The sequence below is a fragment of the Aromatoleum sp. genome (genome assembly GCF_036675785.1).
Lineage (GTDB): Bacteria > Pseudomonadota > Gammaproteobacteria > Burkholderiales > Rhodocyclaceae > Aromatoleum.
Genome location: NZ_JAKFEF010000005.1, coordinates 35,528 through 55,812, shown reverse-complemented (window position 1 = coordinate 55,812; position 20,285 = coordinate 35,528). Strand labels below are relative to the sequence as shown.

Below are 20,285 nucleotides of genomic sequence, written 5' to 3'. Positions count from 1 at the left end.
ATGCCCGCACAGGAAACCTGGCAGGAATTCGCTTCGGCCGCCGCGCGCCACGCGAGCAGGCTCCATCTGTCGTCGGTCGCCGGAAAGATGCGCGGCGTGCATCGCTACATCCGCGAACGTCACCCGGCCGTCCAGCGGATCGCCCTCGCGCTCTACGATTCCGAATCGGGACTGCTCAAGACCTTCGCCGACAGCGCTGACAGCGGCACCGGGCCCAACGGCTTCACTTGCCGCCTGCAGGATGCGCCCTGCCTCGTCGCGATCGCCGAGCGCGGCCAGGCCCAGGTGCTCGACGATCTGGACACGAAAATCGCACCCGCTTCGGGTCGCGCAGGCTGGCCGCGCGACGAACGGTACGGGTCGACGCTGACCCTGCCGCTGCGCCAGGACGATCGGCTGCTCGGCTTCCTGTTCTTCGACTCCCGCGAGCGCGGCGCCTTCTCCGAACAGGTCGTCGCGGACCTGCTCCCCTCCGGACAGCTGATCGGCATGATCGTAATGCAGGAACTGTCGACGATCCAGATGCTCGTCGCCGGCCTGCGGCTCGCGAGCGAATTCGCCCACGTCCGCGACCTCGAGACCGGCGCCCATCTCGACCGCATGGCTCGCTACGCGCGGCTGATCGCACGCGAACTCGCACCGACGCATCGGCTGTCCGACGAGTACGTCGAACGTGTCTTCCTGTTCGCAGCCCTTCACGACATCGGCAAGGTCGGCGTCCCCGACCGCATCCTGCTCAAACCCGGCCGGCTCGACGACAAGGAGCGCGAGCTGATGCGCGAACACGTCGCGGTCGGCATGCAGATGGCCGAGCGCCTGATCGACGAATTCGGCCTCGCAAACTTTGCGAACATCGGCATGCTGCGCAACATCGTCAGCGCGCACCACGAACGCATGAACGGCAGCGGCTATCCGCACGGCCTCGCCGGCGATGACATCCCGCTCGAAGCCCGCATCGTCGCAACCGCCGACGTCTTCGACGCGATCGTCTGTTCGCGCAGCTACAAACCAGCCTGGACTCTCGACCTGGCATACGAGGAAATTGCCCGCATGTCGGGAGACCATCTGTACCCGCCGGCTGTCGCCGCGCTCCTCGATTGCCGCCCGGAAGTAGAAACGATCTACAACCGCTATCAGGAAACGCGGCTCCCGCCCCACTAATTCCCGGCTCGCCGCGCGCCGCCTCCCGCGCCTGCCCTCCGCCCGCTTTCAGCTATAATCCCGCCCGCGCCGGCATAGCTCAGTTGGTAGAGCAACCGCCTTGTAAGCGGTAGGTCATCTGTTCGAGTCAGATTGTCGGCACCAGTGACACCCGAATTCAGCCCGGCCCGCGCGCCGGGCTGAATGCTTTCCGACGCCCTCGTCCGCTTCGCGCTTAAGCCTCGCTTAAGCCTCGCTTAAGCCGGGTCCGCAAGAATCGCATCCTGTCTTCTACTGCGATGCTCCCATGGACCCTCGAAACGGCTGTAGTCACGATGCGCTCGCGCGCATCGGGCGCGATCCTGCGCTGACCTTGCGCACGCTCGAACGGCGCGACCCGGGCGGCCTGCGTGAAGCCGCGGAGGCCTTCATCCGCGAACGCTTCGCCGCGCGATACGGCGCCTCGGTGCGACAGTTCATGCCGACGCTTCTGCAACTGGAGGACGACGCGGCGCGGATCCACGGGGCGGTCGGGGTACGCGGCGCGGCCGACGAGGCGCTGTTTCTCGAGCGCTATCTCGACCAGCCGGTCGAGGCGGAGCTCGCCCGCCGCCTGGGCAGCGCCGTGGAGCGGGCGCGGATCGTCGAAGTCGGCAACCTCGCCGCGCGCGGCCCCGGGCACGCCCGGCTGCTGATCGTTGCGCTCACCGGTCTCCTGGTCGCGCACGGCTTCGATTGGGTGGTCTTCACCGGCACGCCCGAGGTGCTGAACAGCTTCCGCCGCCTCCACCTGCGTCCGCTGCCGCTGGGCGAAGCGGACCCGGCCCGCATGGGCGACGAACTGCGCGACTGGGGCAGCTACTACGACAGCCATCCGCAGGTGATGGCCGGCGACATCCGCGCCGGACACGAGCGCCTCGTAAGTCAGGGCGCCTACCCGCGGCTCGGTTACCGGGGGTTTCTTCGCGAAGTCGGAGGCTGCGATGTCGCTGTCGCCTGACAGCCTTTTCTCAGCGATGCGCGCGCACGGCGAACGGCCCGCGCTGCAGCAGGACGGCCGCGGACTGAACTACCGCGAAACGCTGCAGGAAATCGTGGTGCGCGCCGAACGCCTGCGCAGCGCCGGCTGCCGCCGCCTCGCGATCGCGCTCGACAACGGCATCGACTGGGCGCTGTGGGATCTCGCCGCGCTGCAGGCGGGAATCGTCTGCGTGCCGCTGCCGGCATTCTTCTCGGCCGCGCAGCTCGCGCACGTGCTCGACAGCGCGGGCGTCGACACGCTGATCGCCGACGACAGCAGCGCGTCCCGCGGCGCCGGTTTCGGCCCCGCCTGCGGCCAGCTCGCGAAGCGTTGCGTCAAGCACCCGCCAGCGCTGCCGGCCGGCACCGTGAAGATCACCTACACCTCCGGCAGCACGGGCCAGCCGAAAGGTGTGTGCCTCGACGGCGGCACGCAGTTCGCGGTGGCCCGCAGCCTGTGGCAGGCGAGCCTGACCACCTTCGTCGCGCGGCACCTGTGCGTGCTGCCGCTCGCGACGCTGCTCGAAAACATCGCCGGCCTCTACGCCCCGCTGCTAGCGGGCGCCCGCGTCGACCTGCTGCCGCTGGCCGACATCGGCCTCGGCGGCGCGACCCGCTTCGACGTCGAGCGCTTTCTCGCCACGCTGCACCGCGCCGAGCCGCACAGCCTCATCCTGTTGCCGCAACTGCTGCTGATGCTGGTCGCCGCGGCCGAGCGCAGGGCGCCGCTACCGGCCTCGCTGCGCTTCATCGCGGTCGGCGGCGGCCACGTGTCGCCGGCGCTGCTGCGCCGTGCCGACGCGCTGGGGCTGCCGGTGTTCGAAGGCTACGGTCTGTCCGAATGCGGCTCGGTCGTCTGTCTCAACACGCCGGCCGAGCGTCGCATCGGCACCGTCGGCCGGCCGCTGCCGCATGCCGAGGTGCGCGTCGCGCACGATGGCGAAGTCCTTGTCCGCGGCCCTCGCATGCTCGGCTACCTTGGGGAGGCCGGATGCACCGACGAGTGGCTGCCCACCGGCGATCTCGGGCATTTCGACGACGGCTTCCTCGTGCTGCACGGGCGCAGCAAGCACCAGTTCGTCACCGCGTACGGGCGCAACGTGAACCCGGAATGGGTCGAGGCCGAGCTCGTCCAGCAAATGCCGATCGCCCAGGCGTGGCTGCACGGCGAGGCCCTGCCCGCCAACGTCGCCGTCGTCGTGCCGCGGCACCCGGACGCGACGGACGCCGAACTCGCCCGCGCGGTCGCCGCCGTCAACCGCGAGTTGCCGGACTACGCGCGGGTGCACCACTGGCTGCGCGCCGATGCGCCCTTCACCCCGGCAAACGGACTCGCGACCGCGAACGGGCGGCTGCGTCGCGCGGCGCTGCTCGAGACCTACCGGGACGCCGTCGAAAAACGCGCCGCCGCCACCCTTTCAGGAGAGAATTGATGTCGTTCTACGAATCCCTGGTCGAACAGACCACCGCCGAGCGCGACTACCTGCTGAGCGCGCCGATCATCCGCGACGCGATGGCCGGCGCGGTGACGCGGCAGCGCTACGTCGCGTTTCTCGGCCAGGCCTACCACCACGTCCGGCACACCGTGCCGCTGCTGATGGCCTGCGGCGCCCGCCTGCCGCCGCGGCTGGACTGGCTGCGCTCGGCCGTCATCGACTACCTGCGCGAGGAGAACGGCCACGAGAAGTGGATCCTCGACGACATCCGCGCCTGCGGCGCGGACGCCGACGCGGTCCCCGACGCGCCGCCGAACCTGCCGACCGAGCTGATGGTCGCGTACGTCCACGATCGCATCGCGCGTGACAACCCGGTGAGCTTCTTCGGCATGGTCCTCGTCCTCGAAGGAACGAGCGTCGCGCTCGCGAGTCGCGCCGCCGGCATCATCCAGGACCGCCTCGGCCTGCCCGCGACGGCCTTCGGCTACCTGACCTCGCACGGCAGCCTCGACCGGGAACACATCGAATTCTTCCGCTCGCTGATGGACCGCCTCGACGACGCTGGCGACCAGGCGGCCGTCGTGCATACGGCGCGCGTCGTCTACCGGCTGTACGCCGACATGTTCCGCAGCCTGCCGCAGGCAGCGTGAGGCGATGGCGATGAAGATCGATGATTGCCGGGTTTTGATCACCGGCGCGAGCGGCGGCATCGGCCAGGCGATCGCCGAGGCGCTGTGCCGCGAGCGCGCCTGCGTGCTGCTCGCGGGCCGGCGCACCGAGCCACTGGAAGCCTTGTCGCGCCGCTTCCCGGGCCGCGTGGACATCGTCCAGGCCGACATTCGGACGGCCGCAGGGCGGCACGCGGTGCAGGCCGCAGCAGAGCGCTTCGGCGGTCTGAATTGCGTGATCAACGCGGCGGGAGTCAACCGCTTCTGCCTGCTCGAAAACCACGACGAAGACGCGATCGCGGAGCTGATTGGGCTCAACGTCACCGCGACGCTGCAACTCACGCATCGCCTGCTGCCCGAGCTGCGGCGGCGGGAGAACGCAGTCGTGCTCAATCTCGGATCGACGTTCGGGTCGATCGGCTATCCCGGCTTCAGCGCGTACTGCGCGAGCAAATTCGCGCTGCGCGGCTTCTCCGAAGCGCTGCGCCGCGAACTCGCCGACACCCATGTCCGCGTGCTGTACGTGGCGCCGCGCGCGACGCGCACGGCGATGAACGGCGACGCGGTCGTCGCGATGAACGCCGACCTCGGCGTCGCGATGGACGACCCCGCGGTCGTCGCGGCGGCCGTCGTGAAGGCGCTGCGGGACGAGCGCGAGGAGGTCTACCTCGGCTGGCCCGAGCGGCTCTTCGTGCGCCTGAACCAGTTGCTGCCGCGGCGGGTGGATCAGGCGCTGCGCAAGCAATTGCCGGTCGTCAAGCGTTTTGCCGGCACCCGAACCTGAAAGGAGGAACCCTCGATGCAGATCCTGCGCAATCTCGTTGTCGCCGCCGCCTGCCTGTGCAGCCTGCCCGCTTTCGCGCTCAGCGACGAAGGCCGGCAGACGCTCGCCGGCTTGCAGTCGCGCTGGGCCGAAATCAACTACCGCGTGCCGAAGGACGCGCGCGAAGCGGCGTTCGCGACGCTCGGCGAAACGGCCGAACAGGCCGTCAAGGCGGAGCCGGACGCGCCCGAACTGCTGATCTGGCGCGGCATCATCCTGAGCACCTGGGCCGGCGCGAAAGGCGGGCTCGGCGCGCTCAGTCTCGTCAAAGAGGCGCGGTCGAGTTTCGAAGCCGCCCTCGCGATCGACCCGCGTGCGCTCGACGGCTCCGCCTATACGAGCCTCGGCTCGCTGTACTACCAGGTCCCGGGCTGGCCGATCGGTTTCGGCGATGACAAGCAGGCCGAAGCGATGCTGCAGAAGGCCCTCGAGATCAATCCATCCGGCATCGATCCGAACTATTTCTACGGGGATTACCTGTTCCGGCAGAAGCGCTATGCTCAGGCCCGCGCGGCGCTGCTGCGCGCGCAGGCGGCGCCGGACCGACCCGACCGGGCGCTCGCCGACGAAGGGCGCCGCGGCGAAATCCGCGCGCTGCTGGGCAAGGTCGAAGCCGAACTGCATTGACCTGATCGGCGGCACCCGAGAATAAAGACGCGAAGGAAATCGCTGGATGCGAATACTGCTGGTGGAGGACGACGAAGGGCTCGGCAACGGCATCCTTACGTCATTGAAACCCGAGGGTTACACCGTCGATTGGGTGCGCGACGGTGCGAGCGCGCTGCATGCGCTGACGCACGAGAGTTTCGAGCTCGCAGTGCTCGATCTCGGCCTGCCGCGCATCGACGGGCTCGAAGTGCTGCACAAGCTGCGCGCCGCCGCGAACCCGGTGCCGGTGCTGGTCCTGACCGCCCGCGATGCGACCGCGGACCGCATCGCGGGGCTCGACGCCGGCGCCGACGACTATCTCGTCAAGCCGTTCGACGTCGCCGAACTCAAGGCCCGGCTGCGCGCGCTGCTGCGGCGCAGTTTCAACCGCGCGCAGCCGGCCCTCGAATACCGCGGCATCACGCTCGACCCCGGCAGCCAGTCGGTGACCTGGAACGGCCAGCCGGTCAGCCTGCAACGCAAGGAGCTGATCCTGCTCCACGAACTGATCGCGCAACCCGGGCGCGTGCTGACACGTGACAAGCTGCAGCAGGTTCTCTACGGCTGGGGCGAGGAAGCCGAGAGCAACGCCCTCGAAGTGCACATCCATCACCTGAGGAAGAAGTTCTTTCCGGAGCTGATCCGCACCGTGCGCGGCGTCGGCTACCTCGTCGATAAAGCCTAATGCGTTCGATCCGCACGCGCACGCTCGCGCTCGTGCTCGGGCTGCTCGCGGTCTCGCTGGCGACGATCTCGTGGAAGAGCTACAAGGACGCCGAGCACGAGATCGAGGAGTTGTTCGACGCCCAACTCGCGCAGACCGCGCGCCTGCTCGAAGGCATGGTCGCGCGCGAGATGCCGCGTTCGGCGCGCGAGTCGCTGCAGCGCGCGCTCGACCAGGCGACGGGCGCCGGCGATGCGACGCGCCCGGGGCATCGCTACGAAGGCAAGCTCGCCTTCCAAGTATGGGACGACGACGGCAGCGTCGTCCTGCGGTCGGCGAGCGCGCCGGCGGACCTCGTCGCCGGACTCCCGCCGGCACCGGTCTCCGCCCTTCCCGGGGCGGCGGCCCCGCCGCCGGCCGCCACGGCGCACGCGGCGGTGCGCCCGCTCGTCGGCTACCACAACGTTGCGGTCGGCGACCATCGCTGGCGCATGTTCGTGCTGCAGGACGTCCGCGACGCGCTGTGGATCGTCGTCGGCGAGCGCGAGGACGTGCGCGGCGAACTGGTCGGCAAGATCGCGTTGCGCAGCCTGCTGCCGGACCTCGTCGGCCTGCCGCTGCTCGCGCTGCTCGTCTGGCTCGCGATCGGCTGGAGCCTACGGCCGCTCAAGCAGATGGCCGGGCTGATCAAGTCGCGCAGCCCCGGCAACCTCTCCCCGCTCGCCTTCGCCCGCCTGCCTCAGGAACTCGAGCCGATGGCCGCCGCGCTGAACCGCCTGCTGCAGCAGCTCAAGGCGCTGCTCGAGCGGGAAAAGCGCTTCCTCGCGGACGCAGCGCACGAACTGCGCACGCCGCTCGCGGTGCTGCGCATCCACGCGCAGAACGCGATCGACGCGTCGAACTCAGCCGACCGCGCCGAATCGCTGCGCCAGCTCGTGCATGGCGTCGATCGCTCGACGCGTCTCGCCGCCCAGCTTCTGACCCTCGCGCGGCTCGAACCGAACGCGGCGCAGTTCAGCATCGAACCGCTCGACCTGCACGTCTTCGTCCGCAACGAGCTTGCGGAGATCATCCCGCTGGCGCTCGAACGCGGGCAGACCTTGACGCTGCTCGCGGACGAAACGGGCGATTACCGGATCGACGCCGATCGCACCAGCATCGGCGCGCTGGTGCAGAACCTCGTCGCGAACGCGATCCAGTACACCCCCGACGGCGGACGGGTGCGCGTCGTGCTGCACGGCCTGCCCGACCGCGTGACCCTGCACGTGCAGGACAGCGGAGCGGGGGTGCCCGACGCGATGAAGGCGAAGCTCTTCGGCCGCTTCGTGCGCGGCGAAGCGGGCACCGGCGCCGGCCTCGGGCTGTCGATCGTGCAGCGGGTCGTCGAACTGCACGGCGGGACGATCACGCTCGACGACGCGCGCCTCGGCGGCCTCGACGTCGGCGTCGCGCTGCCGCGGCGTCACGCCGGCGCGACGGTCGACCTCGCGCGGAACTCTCCCGGCTCGTGAATTGCCGATAGGATGGCGGCTTCTTTCGACCCGCTTGCCCAACTCCAGGACCGTCCATGCACGTCGTCATCCACGATGGCGCTTTCCACTCCGACGAAGTCACCGCCGTCGCGATTCTTCGTCTGTCGACGCCCGACCTGACTTACGCGCGGTCACGCCGCCCCGAAGTCATCGACGCCGCCGACGTCGTCTTCGATGTCGGCGGGAAGTACGACCCGGACACCGGGCGTTTCGACCACCACCAGATCGAGGGGGCCGGCGCGCGTCCCACCGGGATTCCCTACGCGTCCGCCGGCCTTTCGTGGCGGCACTTCGGCGCGCGCGCGATTCGCGCGCTCGAGCCCGACCTCGACCCGGATCAGGTCTCGAACATGTACTTCAGCATCGACGCGACCTTCATCGCGAACATCGACGCCGTCGACTGCGGCGTCGATGTCCCCGGCCCGTTCCGCTTCGGCTATTCGAACCTGGTCGGCGGCTTCAACCCGGGCTGGCGCGACGACCGCTCGGACGACGCCTATCTCGCGGCCTTCGAGCGTGCGACGCGCTTCGCCGAGCAGGCGCTGCGCAACCTGATCCGCGACGTCGCCGACGGCATTCTCGGCGCGAAGATCGTCCGCGAGATCTATGCGGCGACGCCGACCGCCGACAAGGCGATCCTCGTGCTCGATAGCTACGTACCCTGGAGTTCGGTCGTCACGCGGGAGTGTCCGAAAGTGCAGTTCGTCGTCTTTCCGGACATGGGGGGCGGATGGCGCCTGCGCGCGGTCCGCAAGCGCGTGGACTCCTACGCATCGCGCCGCGACCTGCCCGAGGCGTGGGCGGGGCTCGAATGGCAGGCGCTCGACGCGGTCACCGGCGTGCCGGGCGGCACCTTCTGCCACCGGGGCCGCTTCATCGCCGGGCATGCGACGCGCGACGGCGCCCTGGCGCTGGCAAGGCGGGCGCTCGCCGACGCGGGGAAGCGACGAGGATAGGTGCCGCGGCGACCCGATACCCTCGATTTAGGCGCGGGGATATCGTTCGAGCCGGACCATCGGCTTCAATCACGACAGGCTTGGCCGAAGCATGCCACTACGCCGAAAGCCATAGCCCCGGCGACCGCCCCGAGACCCGGAGGATGCGGACGTCGTTCGCATCGAACTGTTACATTCCGAATGTTTGACTTTCTCCGGATTCGTTGCTTTCATGGAGCCCTCGTCCTCGCGGGACGGGTTTTTTTACCGCCCATTCAAGAGGATGATCGATGCGGAAAGTTCTGTGCCTGCTTGCTGTTCTTCTGGCGGGCACCACTCGCCTGGCGGTCGCCGGCGAGTTCGACACCACGGTCGACATGCGCGCGAACAGCGCGACCACCTTCTATGTACAAGGTCAGATCGCGGGACTGGGTGAAGTCGAGTTGATGGTCGACACCGGTTCGGGGTACATGACGATCAACGAGGAAATGCTCGCCGAACTGCAGAACGCGGGGCGTGCGCGCTACGTGAAGGAGCTGCGCGGCAGGCTCGCGAACGGCAATGAGATGAGTGTGCCGGTCTATGCGATCGAAGCGCTCAGCATCGGCAACGGCTGCTGGCTGAACAACATCGAAGCAGCGGTTTTCCCCGGCAAGACGCGCGCCATTCTCGGGCTGAACGCGCTGCAACGGACAGCGCCGTTCATCTTTTCGTTCGAGCCGCCGCGCCTCGTACTAAGCAATTGCACGACCACGGCGGAAGCGCCCAGTTCCTCCCACACGGCGGACCTCGCGGCGTTCGACGCGCGGTGAACGTAGATGCACCGGGTGGCCCTTTCGGGCGTCCCGGTGCATCCTCCCGCCGTCGAGCGGCTTATCGACCGCCCGTCCGCGAGCCGTGAGTTACGGGGTGACCTGATTGCCTTCCGGATACGGTTGGTCGCGCATCCTGGGGTCACGGTCGCCAGGCATCATGTCGTGCGTCCCGGACCGGTCCCACGTAGCCCCCGAGTCCGGCACCGTCTCGAACGCCGAGAACTCGCTGATCGGCTGATCTGACGGTTCCAGTTCGACGAATTTCTCGGACTGGTACTCCGGCCGGGCCTTCAGTTGCTCCTCGGTAGCGCTGATACGCAGCTTGTCGCCGTCGTAACGCAGGCTGTTCAGCGGCACGGCGACTTTCCTGTCCCCCATGCCCATCATGCCTCCGGCGGAGATCACCGCCTGGATGTTCTTTTCGTCGCGGCTGCGCACGACAGCCTTCACGGTTCCGACTTCCTCACCGCTGGGCCCAATCACCTCGGTTCCGCGGAGTTGGCTGGGCGTCAGGCCCTGCACGCTCGCCGAGGCAGCCGTCGGGGCCCCGTACTGGCTCGTGGGGTGTCCCGTTGCGCCCCCCTCGTGCGACGTCTTGCCCGCATCCGCACCCGCCAACATCGGCGTCGCGGCAAGCGCAGCTACCGCGCCTGCGAGCAAGGACTTACGAAACATAGCGTTCATGTCACCCTCCTGTGCCGTCTTGGTCATCGAGGACCGGTCCGCTTTCGCACGTGGCGAACGGCATCCGGTTGTCCACTTAATCCGGCGCAAGAAGCGAGCCAGTGTCCAAGTTTCCGCCCATCCACCGAAAAGTGCTGCCAACTCGTTGATCAGTAAATGATTTGTTGCCCGGGGCGGGGAGGGTTCCGCGTAGTGCCGTGGCTTCGCCCGGCGGCGGGCTCGTACGGCGCGACGAAGTCGACCGAGGCTCGGCACGACCTAGCATCAACACTACCACCTTGATTTACATGACGTTTTCTGACTCGGCAGAGAGCACTCGGCAAGAAATCGGGATTCCGTCCGACCGTCCCGCCGTGCGATCGTCGCCCTGAGGCGACATTCCTGCACCCCCCGATTCACAGGCAGACCGCGGGTTCCGGCGCCACCGGGGGCGAAACGCGCCAACCAGGAGCCGTTTGGCGAAGGATGTGTCGCAGCCCGACGACAATAATTCTCGTTTCCGCTCCGTCGCTTACGTTTCTGGCTGTCATGTCTGTCGTCGCCGGACGACAGATTCATGCATTTCCGGCAGCGGAGAAGCGCGACGCTGGTCACGGAACACGCGCCCCTCGGCTCATTCCGTGGCGCGGGGCGAACGAGCGACGGCCCGTCGAGTCGACGCACAAAGCGTCTCCGGCCGTCCCCGCACCGAAGTGCTGCTTCGGGAAATCCCCACCTCGAAAGCGTTATCCTTGGTTTTTTTTTCGACAATCTGGACCGGATGCAGCCTCCCGATCTTTCCACGGCAGCGAAATGGCCCGGCGTGCCGGCGAGCTACGGCTGGCTTTCCCTCGATCGGCGCGGAAACTGGCGCCTGCAGGGCAAGCCGGTGACGCACGCGGGCCTCGTCGCGTTCCTGAACCGCAATTACGGCTCCGACAGCTCGGGCAGGTGGTTCGTCCAGAACGGACCGCAGCGGGTTTTCACGACGCTTGACTACACACCGTTCGTCCTGCGGCTCGAAGTGGACGGGAGCGTCACGGTCCATACCGGCACCGACGCCGGCGCGGTCGAGAGCGTTCACCTCGACGACGAGGGCAGCGTGCTGTTGAAGACCGCGCAGGGGGTCGGGCTGCTCGACGACCGCGATCTCGCGAACTTCATCGCGAGTTGCTGCCGCGACGACCGCACGCCGGCGAACGACGTCGATTTCTTCGACGTGATGAGCGGCGCGTTTCTCGGACTCTTCTGGCGCGGCCGACGCGTGCAGCCGATCGGCCGCGACGAGGTTCCGGCCCATTTCGGCTTCGACCCCAACCCCTCGCCCTGAATCTTCGCGATGGTCACCGCGACTTTCCGCTTTTACGAGGAACTCAACGATTTCCTCGCCCCGCCGCGGCGCCGGCGCGAGTTCGACGCGCCGTGCGCACAGGCGGCGACCGTGAAGCACATGATCGAGGCACTCGGCGTGCCGCACACCGAGGTCGAACTCGTTCTCGTCAACGGCGAATCGGTGGATTTCGGACGGCTGCTGCGCGACGGCGACCGCGTCTCGGTCTATCCGACGTTCGAGGCACTCGACGTCACGCCGCTGCTGCGCGTGCGCGACGCGCCGCTGCGGACGACGCGCTTTCTCGCCGACGCACATCTCGGCGGCCTCGCGCACCTGCTGCGGATGACCGGGTTCGACACGCTGTACGACAACAACTTCCACGACGCCGAAGTCGAGGCGATCGCCGCGCGGGACGGCCGCATCGTGTTGACGCGCGACCGCGAACTGCTGAAGCGCCGCACGGTGACGCACGGCTGCTACGTTCGAGCGCTGAAGCCCGCGCAGCAGGTGCGCGAAATCTTCGACCGGCTCGATCTCGCCCGCAGCGCCCGGCCATTCACGCTCTGCCTCGACTGTAACGCGCCGCTGCGCGCGATCGACAAGGCGCTCGTCGAGAACCGTATTCCGCCCGGCGTGCGCGCGAGCCGCACGCGCTTCAGCACCTGCGACGTGTGCGAACGCGTGTTCTGGGAAGGCTCACACTGGCAACGGATGCGCACCCTCGTCGACGAACTGCTGCGCCCCGCCGCGGTGGCAGACGCCGACGGCCGGCGCGGTCCTACTGCACCATCGGCAGCTTGAATTCCTCTGCCCGCAGCACGATGTCAGGCGGAAACGGCTGCGACTTGCGCGTGACCGGGTTGAGGCAGACGACGGTGAATTCGCACACCGAGCAGACGTCACCGCTTTCGGTATTCACGAGTTCGTGGCGAAAGCGCAGCACCTTCTCGCGCATTTCGACAACGCCGGTCCGCACGAGGATCGTATCGCCGGGATACAGCTCCTTCTGGTAACTGATGTTCTGCTGCACCGCCGCCAGATGCACGACCCCGGCGCGCAGCAGCGACGCGGTCAAGCCGAGCATCGAGTAGAACTGCCAGCACGCCTCCTCGTGGAACTCCATGTAGGCCCGCACGTTGATGTGGCCCATGTGGTCCCGTTGCCATTCGTGAACGGTGCCCCGTGCCGTCTCGACCATTGCCATCCGCGTCTCCTCATATGCGCTTTATCCGTCGTGCGGGAACGATAGGCCGGCGGGCCGGAAGACGGCAATACCTCGGAACCGCAGCGCGTCGCTGCACCCCTCAATCGCCGCACCGCAACATTCCCGGTTCTTTCGAGCCGGCGCTGATCCTGCCGAAGCTGACGAAATACATCCTCGGGGGATCGCGATGCTCACCGTCGGCCATGTGCTATTCGCCTGAGCTGGCACGCATTCACCAACGCGCCGCTAGAATGGCGCGACGTGCCGCCCCGTCGCCGCCGCCCCGCGATGGCGCCCCGCCGGGGCGTTTCCCGAAAGGCAATCATGGAGACACCGATGATCGGCGCCCTCACCCTCCTCCTTGTGTTCCAGCTCGTCGGCGAAGTACTCGCGCGCGCGCTGAACCTGCCGGTTCCGGGACCGGTGATCGGCATGGGGCTGATGTTCGTCGCGCTGATCCTCCATGGCGGCCCCGGCGAATCGTTGCGCGGCACCGCGAACGGCCTGCTGCAGCACCTGTCGCTGCTGTTCGTGCCGGCGGGCACCGGCATCATGCTGCATTTCCGGCGCCTCGGCGACGAATGGCTGCCGCTGACGGTCGCGCTCGTCGCCAGCACGCTGCTGGCAATCGCGGTCTCTGCGCTGCTGCTGCAGGCGCTGACGCGGCGCTCGCGCAACAGCGGGGAGCGGACATGAATCCGGCGCTCGGCGAGATCTGGGTCTACCTGTCGGCGACGCCGCTGCTCGGCCTGACGCTGACGCTGCTCGCCTACCAAGCCGCGTCCTGGCTGTACCGGCGCGCCGGCCACCATCCGCTGCTCAACCCCGTGATGCTCGCGGTGATCATGCTCGTCACGGTGCTGACGCTGACCGGCACGCCGTACCAGACATATTTCGACGGCGCGCAATTCGTGCATTTCCTGCTCGGCCCGGCGACGGTCGCGCTCGCGATTCCGCTCTACGCACAATGGGCCCGGCTGCGCGCGATGCTCGGGCCGCTGCTCGTGACGCTCGTCGCCGGTTCGCTGACCGCCGCGCTGTCCGCGGTCGGCATCGCGGCGCTGCTCGGTGCGAGCGGCGAATCGACGATGTCGTTGGCGCCGAAAAGCGTAACGACGCCAATCGCGATGGGCGTCGCGGAACGGCTCGGCGGCCTGCCGTCGCTGACCGCGGTGCTCGTCATCATGACCGGCGTCCTCGGCGCCGTCGGCGCGCGCTACCTGTATCGCGTCCTGCGCATCGACGACCCCGCGGTGCGTGGTTTCGCGCTCGGCATCGCGTCGCACGGCATCGGCACCGCGCGCGCGTTCCAGGTGAGCGAGCAGGCGGGTGCGTTCGCCGCGCTCGGCATGGGCCTCAACGGGCTCGTGACGGCCGCGTCGCTGCCGTGGATCGTGCCGCCGATCCTTGCGTGGTTCGAAGGGGTCGGCCGGTGAACCACCCGGTGCAAAGCGCCCGCGGGGCGCCGCGCGACATCCGGTGACGACTTCCGAAATCTCTTACCGGATCGCGCCCTTGACCTACGCCCTTTTCCGCTGGTTCGACCGCAACATCCTCGAACTCGGCCGCGAGATGCGGTTGTCCTACCTGCCGCCGCTGATGGTGTACGTCGCGGCCGGCGTCTCGGGCCTGACCGGCATCGTCGGCACGTTCTTCGTCAAGGACTACCTTGGCCTGTCGGCGGCCTTTCTCGCCGCGCTGGGCTTCTGGGCCGGCATCCCGTGGGCGCTGAAGATGCCGATCGGCCATCTCGTCGACCTGATGTGGCGCCACAAGGCCGGTCTCGTGTATCTGGGCGCGAGTCTCATCGCGACGAGCCTCGCGATCATGATCGGGCTAATCTCGCGCCCGGACGAGATGCGCGCGGTGATGAGCGCCGAAGCGTGGTTCGTGCTGTCGACGCTGCTCGCGCCGCTCGGCTACGTGATGCAGGACGCGGTCGCCGACGCGATGACGGTCGAGGCGGTGCCGCGGATCGACGCCGAAGGCCGCCCGCAGTCGCCCGAGGCGCTGCGGCTGATGCACACGACGATGCAGATGCTCGGCCGCGTCGCGATCATCGGCGGCACCGTGCTCGTGTCGCTCGCGAACGTCGTGATGTTCCAGGGCGCCGAAACCTTGCCCGAAGCGGCGAAGGTCGCGATCTACGTGCGCATCTACGAGCTCGCGCTCGTGATCCCGCTGCTGTCGGTCAGCGGCGTGCTGCTCGCCGCCGTGCTCAAGCGGCGCGAAGCCCGACGGCTCGCGGCGCTCGGCCACGGACGCGACGAGATCGACCGGCTCGTCCACGCGCCCGAGGAGACGCCGCCGCCGAACTGGTGGATTCTCGGCGGCAGCGCGGCGTTCGTCGCGCTGACGCTCTCGGTCGGCCTGTCCGGGGTCGACTACGGCCAGGAACTGATCTTCGCCGCGTCGTTCGGCATCATCGGCTTCATGATCGCGAAACTGCTGCGCGAGCTTTCCCCGGACGCCGCGCGCACCCTGCTCGGCACGGTCATCGTGATCTTCGTGTTCCGCGCGATGCCGACGCCCGGCGCGGGCGCGAGCTGGTGGATGATCGACGAACTCGGCTTCGACCAGAGCTTCCTGTCGCGGCTCGACCTGATCACGAGCACGCTGACGCTCGCCGGCCTGTTCCTGTTCCGCCGCTTCATGGCGGAAAAGTCGATCGTGCAGATCGTGATCTTCCTGACGATCGCCGCGACGCTCCTGTCGGCGCCGATCGTCGGCATGTATTACGGACTGCACGAATGGACGGCGCGGCTCACCGGCGGCGTCGTCGATGCGCGCTTCATCGCGATCGCGAACACCGCGCTGGAGTCGCCGCTCGGCCAGGTGTCGATGGTGCCGATGCTCGCGTGGATCGCGAACTCGGCACCCGCGCATCTGAAGGCGACCTTCTTCGCGGTAATGGCGTCCTTCACGAACCTCGCGCTGTCGGCCGCCCAGCTCGGGACGAAGTATCTGAACCAGTTCTACATCGTCACGCGCGAAGTGCGGGATGCTGCGACCGGCGTCGTCACCGTGGCCGCCGATTATTCGCAGCTCGGCACGCTGCTGATCGCCGTCACGGTGATCGGCTTTTCGCTGCCGCTACTGGCAATCGCGATGACCCGGCTGTTCGGCCTGCGCAGCGTCTGAGCGCGTCGGCCGTTGCGCCGGCGGCGCGACAGGCGGAAACTCTCGTCCAACGACCACGGGAGGACAGCGCATGACACCGACCTCGGTAAACGACATCCGGAACGTCGCCCTGCTCGGCCACGCCGGCAGCGGCAAGACCAGTCTCCTCGAAGCCCTGCTCGTCGCCTCCGGGACGATCGGCGCGGCCGGCAGCATCGAGCGCGGCGACACGGTCGGCGACTTCGACGCGCAGGAAAAGGCCATGGGCCATTCTCTCGCGACCGCGGTCGCGCATCTCGAGTGGGCGCAGCACTGGGTGAACATGCTCGACACGCCGGGGATGCCGGACCTCGCCGGCCGGGCGCTATCGGCGCTGCCCGCGGTCGAAACCGCCACCGTTGTGGTCAGCGCCCAAGCCGGCATCGAAAGCGGGACGCGCCGGATGATGGAAGCGGCGACCGGCAAGTGCCGGCTGATCGTCGTCTCGAAGATCGACGCCGCGAGCCCGGCCGAACTTTCGGCGCTGGTCGAACGGCTCGCTGCGACCTTCGGCCGCGAATGCCTGCCGATCAACCTGCCCGCGGCCAATGGGGAACGCGTCCTCGACTGCTTCTTCACGCCCGACTACGACGCGGAATCCGCGTTCTCGACGGTGCGCGCCGCGCATGACGCGATCATCGACCAGGTCGTCGAACTCGACGAGGCGTTGATGGCGAGCTACCTCGAGCAGGGCGAGACGCTCGATCCCGAACAGCTTCACGTGCCGTTCGAGCAGGCGCTGCGCGAAGGGCACTTGATTCCGGTGTGTTTCGTCTCGTCGCGCTCGGGCGCCGGCGTGAAGGAGCTGCTCGACATCCTCGGCCGCCTGATGCCGGACCCGACCGAAGGCAACCCGCCGCGCTTCCTCAAAGGCGAAGGCGCGAGCGCGCAGCCGGTCGAGGTCGCGCCCGACCCGTCGCGCCACGTGATCGCACACGTCTTCCAGATCGCGAACGATCCCTATCGCGGCAAGCTCGGCCTGTTCCGCATCCACCAGGGCAGCATCGGGCCGAACACGCAGCTCTACATCGGCGACAGCCGCAAGAGCTTCAAGGTCGCGCATCTGTTGCGGCTGCAGGGCAAGAACCAGGTCGAAACCCCACTCGGCGTGCCCGGCGACATCTGCGCCGTCGCGCGCGTCGACGAGCTCCATCCGGACGCGGTGCTGCACGACTCGCACGATGAGGACCTGTACCACCTCGAAGCGCCGCGATACCCGCAGCCGGTGTTCGGCCTCGCGCTGATCGCGAAGAAGCACGGCGACGAACAGAAGCTCGCCGAAGCGCTCGCGCGGCTGATGGACGAGGACCCGTGCCTCGAAGTCGGCTTCGACAATCAGGCGCGCCAGACCGTCGTGCGCGGACTCGGCGAGCTGCACCTGAAGATCGTCCTTGAACAGCTGCGTGCGCGCTGGAACCTGCAGCTCGACACCGCGACGCCGAGCGTGCCGTACCGCGAGACGATCGGCGGCACCGCCGAAGCGCGCTACCGGCACAAGAAGCAGAGCGGGGGCGCCGGCCAGTTCGGTGAAGTCGCGTTGCGCGTCGAATCGCTGCCCCGCGGCGCGGGCGTCGAACTCGGCAACGAGGTTAAGGGCGGCGCGATCCCGACGAACTTCCTGCCGGCCGTCGAGAAAGGCGTGCGCCAGGCGCTCGCCGACGGCGCGCTCGCCGGCTTCCCGTTGCAGGACGTGCGCGTCGTGCTGACCGACGGCAAGCATCATGCGGTCGACTCGAACGAAGTGTCATTCGTCACCGCCGGCCGCCACGCGACGCTCGAAGCCCTGCTCGCGGCGCGGCCTATCGTGCTGGAACCGCTGGTGAATGTCACGGTGAAAGTCGAGGACAGCCATTTCGGCGACATCACCGCGGAGTTCTCGGCGCGCCGCGGCCGGCTGACGACGACGGAGAGCCCGGCGAGCGGCTGGACGCTGATCACCGCGACTGTTCCGCTCGCTGAAATGGACGGCTTCGAAGCGCGGCTGAAGGCGATCTGCGCCGGCGAAAGCGAGTTCGTGCTGACCGCGTACGGACACGAGCCGGCGCCGCAGGACGTCCAGCAGCGGCTGGCGAAGGCCTATTCGAGCCGCAATGCCGGACAGTGACGTACGCCCCCGGCGGTCCTCGCATCGGGGGGCGACGCGGACGGCAGGGACGGAACGGGACACTCGGGGAAATGCCGCGTCGCAGCGGAACCGGTGCGGCCGCGTCGCGCCGCGTCGGAACGTGAATACGCCGATCATCTGCCCCTGCGCGAACACGAGCAGCGCTCGGATGACGGAAGCATGCTCGCCCGTCGCGGTGTTGTTCCGATGAAGCTGACCGAGCAGCATCGCGCCTACTGGCGCCGCAACCTGTGGCTGACGCTCGCGCTGCTGTCGGCGTGGTTTTTCGTCACGTTCGCGTCGGGTTTCTTCGCCGACGAACTCAACGCGATCACCTTCCTCGGCTTTCCGCTCGGCTTCTACATCCTCGCCCAGGGCTCGCTGATCACCTACCTCGTGATCATCGGCATCTACGTCCTCGTGATGAACCGGCTCGACCGCAAGTACGGCGTCGCGGAGCGCCGCTGACCGGCTTCGCGCGCCAAGCTCCGGAAACGGGGAAGCCCCCTCGCGGGGGCTTCCGAAGGCGCCCGGGAACGGGCGCATGCCGACACGCGGCGCTTACATGCGCGCGATCATCGCGTCGCCGAACGCGGAGCAGCTCACTTCGGTTGCGCCGTCCATCAGGCGCGCGAAATCGTACGTGACCTGCTTGTCGCCGATCGCCGCTTCCATGCCCTTGATCACGAGGTCCGCCGCTTCGGTCCATCCCATGTAACGCAGCATCATCTCGGCGGACAGGATCAGCGAACCGGGATTGACCTTGTCCTGGCCGGCGTACTTCGGCGCCGTGCCGTGCGTCGCTTCGAAGCAGGCGTACTGGTCGGAGATGTTCGCGCCCGGCGCGATGCCGATGCCGCCGACCTGCGCGGCGAGCGCGTCGGAGATGTAGTCGCCGTTGAGGTTCGTCGTCGCGATGACGTCGTATTCAGCCGGACGCAGCAGGATCTGCTGCAGGAACGCGTCGGCGATCGCGTCCTTGACGACGATCTCGCGGCCGGTCTTCGGGTTCTTGAACTTGCACCAGGGGCCGCCATCGATCGGCTGCGCGCCGAACTCCTCCTGCGCGAGCTTGTAGGCGGTGTCACGGAACAGGCCTTCCGTGAACTTCATGATGTTGCCCTTGTGCACGATCGTCAGCGACTTGCGGTCGTTCGCGATGACGTAGTTCAGCGCGGCGCGCACGAGACGCTGCGTGCCCTCGACCGACACCGGCTTGATGCCGATGCCCGAGGTCTCGGGGAAGCGGATCTTCTTGACGCCCATCTCGTTCTGCAGGAACGCGATGACTTTCCGGACCTGCTCCGACCCCGACGCCCACTCGATGCCGGCGTAGATGTCCTCGGTGTTCTCGCGGAAGATCACCATGTCGGTCAGCTCGGGCTGCTTCAGCGGCGACGGCACGCCCTTGAAGTAACGCACCGGGCGCACGCACTGGTACAGGTCGAGCTCCTGGCGCAGCGCGACGTTGAGCGAGCGGATGCCGCCGCCGACCGGCGTCGTCATCGGTCCCTTGATCGAAACCGAGAACTCCTTGAGCGCATCGGAGGTTTCCGTCGGCAGCCACTCGTCCGGGCCGTAGAGCTGCGTCGACTTCTCGCCGGCGTAGACTTCCATCCAGTGGATCTTCTTCTTGCCGCCGTAGGCTTTCTGGACCGCCGCGTCGATGACCTTGATCATCACGGGCGTGATGTCGACGCCGATGCCGTCGCCCTCGATGAACGGGATGATCGGTTGGTCGGGAACAGCCTGGCCGGGGATGATCTTCTCGCCGCCTGCGGGCACCTTGATCTTGGACGCGTTCATTCCTACTCCCTCTTCGTGTGGGCGTTTCGATCGACTCAGCTTGTCGCTGAAAACCTTCGCTTGCAGCCTGGGCACCGCGCGCGCCGTCCCCCGAGAAAGCCGAAGCCGTGTCACGCGACGATGCGTCCCTCCAATCCAGGCCAATAATTATGGCCCAAAAACCCGGCCGTTTCGTGTCAGCGGGTCGGACCGGCCGAATCGGCCCCACCCCGGGCCGCTGCGCGAGGACGAGGGCCGGTTCCTCCCGTGCGCACACTCCGCGCACGAAAAGAAAAGCCGGCGCAAGCGCCGGCTTTTCGGGAGGGGGCCGCAACGCAAGCAGCGGCCCCACGACT

The 20,285-nt window shown here is 68.0% G+C and carries 20 protein-coding genes and 1 tRNA gene; 18 read left to right on the top strand and 3 right to left on the bottom strand.

Annotated features, from left to right (window positions below; translation table 11 throughout):
- From V6M37_RS01220 to V6M37_RS01170, 11 genes are all read left to right on the top strand, one after another.
- On the top strand, positions 1 to 1,161 hold the full coding sequence (locus V6M37_RS01220) for an HD-GYP domain-containing protein (protein WP_332670266.1): 1,161 nt from the start codon (positions 1 to 3) through the stop codon (positions 1,159 to 1,161).
- A gap of 68 nt (positions 1,162 to 1,229) precedes the next feature.
- A tRNA-Thr gene (locus tag V6M37_RS01215) sits at positions 1,230 to 1,305 on the top strand.
- 142 nt (positions 1,306 to 1,447) lie between these two features.
- Complete coding sequence (locus V6M37_RS01210) at positions 1,448 to 2,140, top strand: thermostable hemolysin (protein ID WP_332670264.1); 693 nt, start codon at positions 1,448 to 1,450, stop codon at positions 2,138 to 2,140.
- Positions 2,124 to 3,593: an AMP-binding protein gene (locus V6M37_RS01205; RefSeq protein WP_332670262.1), complete on the top strand. Its 1,470-nt coding sequence runs from the start codon at positions 2,124 to 2,126 to the stop codon at positions 3,591 to 3,593. The genes V6M37_RS01210 and V6M37_RS01205 overlap by 17 nt, the downstream gene beginning before the upstream one ends.
- Positions 3,593 to 4,246 (top strand): TenA family transcriptional regulator, encoded by a 654-nt coding sequence (locus V6M37_RS01200; protein WP_332670260.1) that lies wholly within the window; start codon positions 3,593 to 3,595, stop codon positions 4,244 to 4,246. Before V6M37_RS01205 ends, V6M37_RS01200 begins: the two co-directional genes overlap by 1 nt.
- 10 nt (positions 4,247 to 4,256) lie before the next feature.
- Positions 4,257 to 5,048: an SDR family oxidoreductase gene (locus V6M37_RS01195; RefSeq protein ID WP_332670258.1), complete on the top strand. Its 792-nt coding sequence runs from the start codon at positions 4,257 to 4,259 to the stop codon at positions 5,046 to 5,048.
- 15 nt (positions 5,049 to 5,063) lie between these two features.
- A complete protein-coding gene (locus tag V6M37_RS01190; RefSeq protein WP_332670256.1) occupies positions 5,064 to 5,714 on the top strand; it encodes a tetratricopeptide repeat protein in 651 nt (216 codons plus the stop codon).
- Positions 5,715 to 5,760: 46 nt separating this feature from the next.
- Positions 5,761 to 6,420, top strand: a complete 660-nt coding sequence (locus tag V6M37_RS01185; RefSeq protein WP_332670254.1) for a response regulator — start codon at positions 5,761 to 5,763, stop codon at positions 6,418 to 6,420.
- Positions 6,420 to 7,910, top strand: coding sequence for a sensor histidine kinase (locus V6M37_RS01180; RefSeq protein ID WP_332670252.1), 1,491 nt, complete (start codon positions 6,420 to 6,422; stop codon positions 7,908 to 7,910). Before V6M37_RS01185 ends, V6M37_RS01180 begins: the two co-directional genes overlap by 1 nt.
- Positions 7,911 to 7,966: 56 nt before the next feature.
- Positions 7,967 to 8,887 carry an MYG1 family protein gene (locus V6M37_RS01175; RefSeq protein WP_332670250.1) on the top strand — a complete coding sequence of 307 codons (921 nt, stop codon included), beginning with the start codon at positions 7,967 to 7,969 and terminating at the stop codon, positions 8,885 to 8,887.
- A 269-nt stretch (positions 8,888 to 9,156) separates the two neighbouring features.
- The gene (locus V6M37_RS01170; RefSeq protein WP_332670248.1) at positions 9,157 to 9,678 is read left to right on the top strand and encodes a retropepsin-like aspartic protease family protein; all 522 of its coding nucleotides are present in this window, start codon (positions 9,157 to 9,159) and stop codon (positions 9,676 to 9,678) included.
- A 90-nt stretch (positions 9,679 to 9,768) separates the two neighbouring features.
- Here V6M37_RS01170 and V6M37_RS01165 read toward each other — a convergent pair whose 3' ends face one another.
- Positions 9,769 to 10,392 carry a PRC-barrel domain-containing protein gene (locus V6M37_RS01165; RefSeq protein ID WP_332670246.1) on the bottom strand — a complete coding sequence of 208 codons (624 nt, stop codon included), beginning with the start codon at positions 10,390 to 10,392 and terminating at the stop codon, positions 9,769 to 9,771.
- 733 nt (positions 10,393 to 11,125) lie between these two features.
- Here V6M37_RS01165 and V6M37_RS01160 point away from each other — a divergent pair.
- Positions 11,126 to 11,674: a DUF2946 family protein gene (locus V6M37_RS01160; RefSeq protein ID WP_332670244.1), complete on the top strand. Its 549-nt coding sequence runs from the start codon at positions 11,126 to 11,128 to the stop codon at positions 11,672 to 11,674.
- A gap of 9 nt (positions 11,675 to 11,683) precedes the next feature.
- The gene (locus V6M37_RS01155) at positions 11,684 to 12,478 is read left to right on the top strand and encodes a Mut7-C RNAse domain-containing protein (protein ID WP_332670242.1); all 795 of its coding nucleotides are present in this window, start codon (positions 11,684 to 11,686) and stop codon (positions 12,476 to 12,478) included.
- Here the strand turns inward: V6M37_RS01155 and V6M37_RS01150 are convergent.
- Positions 12,456 to 12,881, bottom strand: coding sequence for an acyl-CoA thioesterase (locus V6M37_RS01150; protein WP_332670240.1), 426 nt, complete (start codon positions 12,879 to 12,881; stop codon positions 12,456 to 12,458). The genes V6M37_RS01155 and V6M37_RS01150 overlap by 23 nt on opposite strands.
- A 336-nt stretch (positions 12,882 to 13,217) precedes the next feature.
- Here V6M37_RS01150 and V6M37_RS01145 point away from each other — a divergent pair, with 336 nt between their 5' ends.
- From V6M37_RS01145 to V6M37_RS01125, 5 genes are all read left to right on the top strand, one after another.
- On the top strand, positions 13,218 to 13,577 hold the full coding sequence (locus V6M37_RS01145) for a CidA/LrgA family protein (protein WP_332670238.1): 360 nt from the start codon (positions 13,218 to 13,220) through the stop codon (positions 13,575 to 13,577).
- Positions 13,574 to 14,317: an LrgB family protein gene (locus V6M37_RS01140; RefSeq protein WP_332670235.1), complete on the top strand. Its 744-nt coding sequence runs from the start codon at positions 13,574 to 13,576 to the stop codon at positions 14,315 to 14,317. Before V6M37_RS01145 ends, V6M37_RS01140 begins: the two co-directional genes overlap by 4 nt.
- A 79-nt stretch (positions 14,318 to 14,396) precedes the next feature.
- Positions 14,397 to 16,022, top strand: coding sequence for a hypothetical protein (locus V6M37_RS01135; RefSeq protein WP_332670232.1), 1,626 nt, complete (start codon positions 14,397 to 14,399; stop codon positions 16,020 to 16,022).
- Between the two features lie 70 nt (positions 16,023 to 16,092).
- Positions 16,093 to 18,144: an elongation factor G gene (gene fusA / locus V6M37_RS01130; protein WP_332670230.1), complete on the top strand. Its 2,052-nt coding sequence runs from the start codon at positions 16,093 to 16,095 to the stop codon at positions 18,142 to 18,144.
- Between the two features lie 207 nt (positions 18,145 to 18,351).
- Positions 18,352 to 18,612 carry a DUF4212 domain-containing protein gene (locus V6M37_RS01125; RefSeq protein ID WP_332670228.1) on the top strand — a complete coding sequence of 87 codons (261 nt, stop codon included), beginning with the start codon at positions 18,352 to 18,354 and terminating at the stop codon, positions 18,610 to 18,612.
- A 93-nt stretch (positions 18,613 to 18,705) separates the two neighbouring features.
- On the opposite strand, the gene icd is transcribed toward V6M37_RS01125, so the two are convergent.
- A complete protein-coding gene (icd, locus tag V6M37_RS01120) occupies positions 18,706 to 19,950 on the bottom strand; it encodes an NADP-dependent isocitrate dehydrogenase (RefSeq protein ID WP_332670225.1) in 1,245 nt (414 codons plus the stop codon).
- Positions 19,951 to 20,285: the final 335 nt, after the last annotated feature.

Excerpts from the sequence above, each read along its gene's own strand:
- V6M37_RS01205 (WP_332670262.1), top strand. The coding sequence starts at position 2,124 with ATGTCGCTGTCGCCTGACAGCCTTTTCTCAGCGATGCGCGCGCACGGC.
- V6M37_RS01175 (WP_332670250.1), top strand. The coding sequence starts at position 7,967 with ATGCACGTCGTCATCCACGATGGCGCTTTCCACTCCGACGAAGTCACC.
- V6M37_RS01160 (WP_332670244.1), top strand. The coding sequence starts at position 11,126 with ATGCAGCCTCCCGATCTTTCCACGGCAGCGAAATGGCCCGGCGTGCCG.
- V6M37_RS01165 (WP_332670246.1), bottom strand. The coding sequence starts at position 10,392 with ATGACCAAGACGGCACAGGAGGGTGACATGAACGCTATGTTTCGTAAG.
- V6M37_RS01220 (WP_332670266.1), top strand. The coding sequence starts at position 1 with ATGCCCGCACAGGAAACCTGGCAGGAATTCGCTTCGGCCGCCGCGCGC.
- icd (WP_332670225.1), bottom strand. The coding sequence starts at position 19,950 with ATGAACGCGTCCAAGATCAAGGTGCCCGCAGGCGGCGAGAAGATCATC.
- V6M37_RS01195 (WP_332670258.1), top strand. The coding sequence starts at position 4,257 with ATGAAGATCGATGATTGCCGGGTTTTGATCACCGGCGCGAGCGGCGGC.
- V6M37_RS01125 (WP_332670228.1), top strand. The coding sequence starts at position 18,352 with ATGAAGCTGACCGAGCAGCATCGCGCCTACTGGCGCCGCAACCTGTGG.
- V6M37_RS01210 (WP_332670264.1), top strand. The coding sequence starts at position 1,448 with ATGGACCCTCGAAACGGCTGTAGTCACGATGCGCTCGCGCGCATCGGG.
- V6M37_RS01190 (WP_332670256.1), top strand. The coding sequence starts at position 5,064 with ATGCAGATCCTGCGCAATCTCGTTGTCGCCGCCGCCTGCCTGTGCAGC.
- V6M37_RS01155 (WP_332670242.1), top strand. The coding sequence starts at position 11,684 with ATGGTCACCGCGACTTTCCGCTTTTACGAGGAACTCAACGATTTCCTC.
- V6M37_RS01185 (WP_332670254.1), top strand. The coding sequence starts at position 5,761 with ATGCGAATACTGCTGGTGGAGGACGACGAAGGGCTCGGCAACGGCATC.
- V6M37_RS01150 (WP_332670240.1), bottom strand. The coding sequence starts at position 12,881 with ATGGCAATGGTCGAGACGGCACGGGGCACCGTTCACGAATGGCAACGG.
- fusA (WP_332670230.1), top strand. The coding sequence starts at position 16,093 with ATGACACCGACCTCGGTAAACGACATCCGGAACGTCGCCCTGCTCGGC.
- V6M37_RS01145 (WP_332670238.1), top strand. The coding sequence starts at position 13,218 with ATGATCGGCGCCCTCACCCTCCTCCTTGTGTTCCAGCTCGTCGGCGAA.
- V6M37_RS01170 (WP_332670248.1), top strand. The coding sequence starts at position 9,157 with ATGCGGAAAGTTCTGTGCCTGCTTGCTGTTCTTCTGGCGGGCACCACT.
- V6M37_RS01140 (WP_332670235.1), top strand. The coding sequence starts at position 13,574 with ATGAATCCGGCGCTCGGCGAGATCTGGGTCTACCTGTCGGCGACGCCG.
- V6M37_RS01180 (WP_332670252.1), top strand. The coding sequence starts at position 6,420 with ATGCGTTCGATCCGCACGCGCACGCTCGCGCTCGTGCTCGGGCTGCTC.
- V6M37_RS01200 (WP_332670260.1), top strand. The coding sequence starts at position 3,593 with ATGTCGTTCTACGAATCCCTGGTCGAACAGACCACCGCCGAGCGCGAC.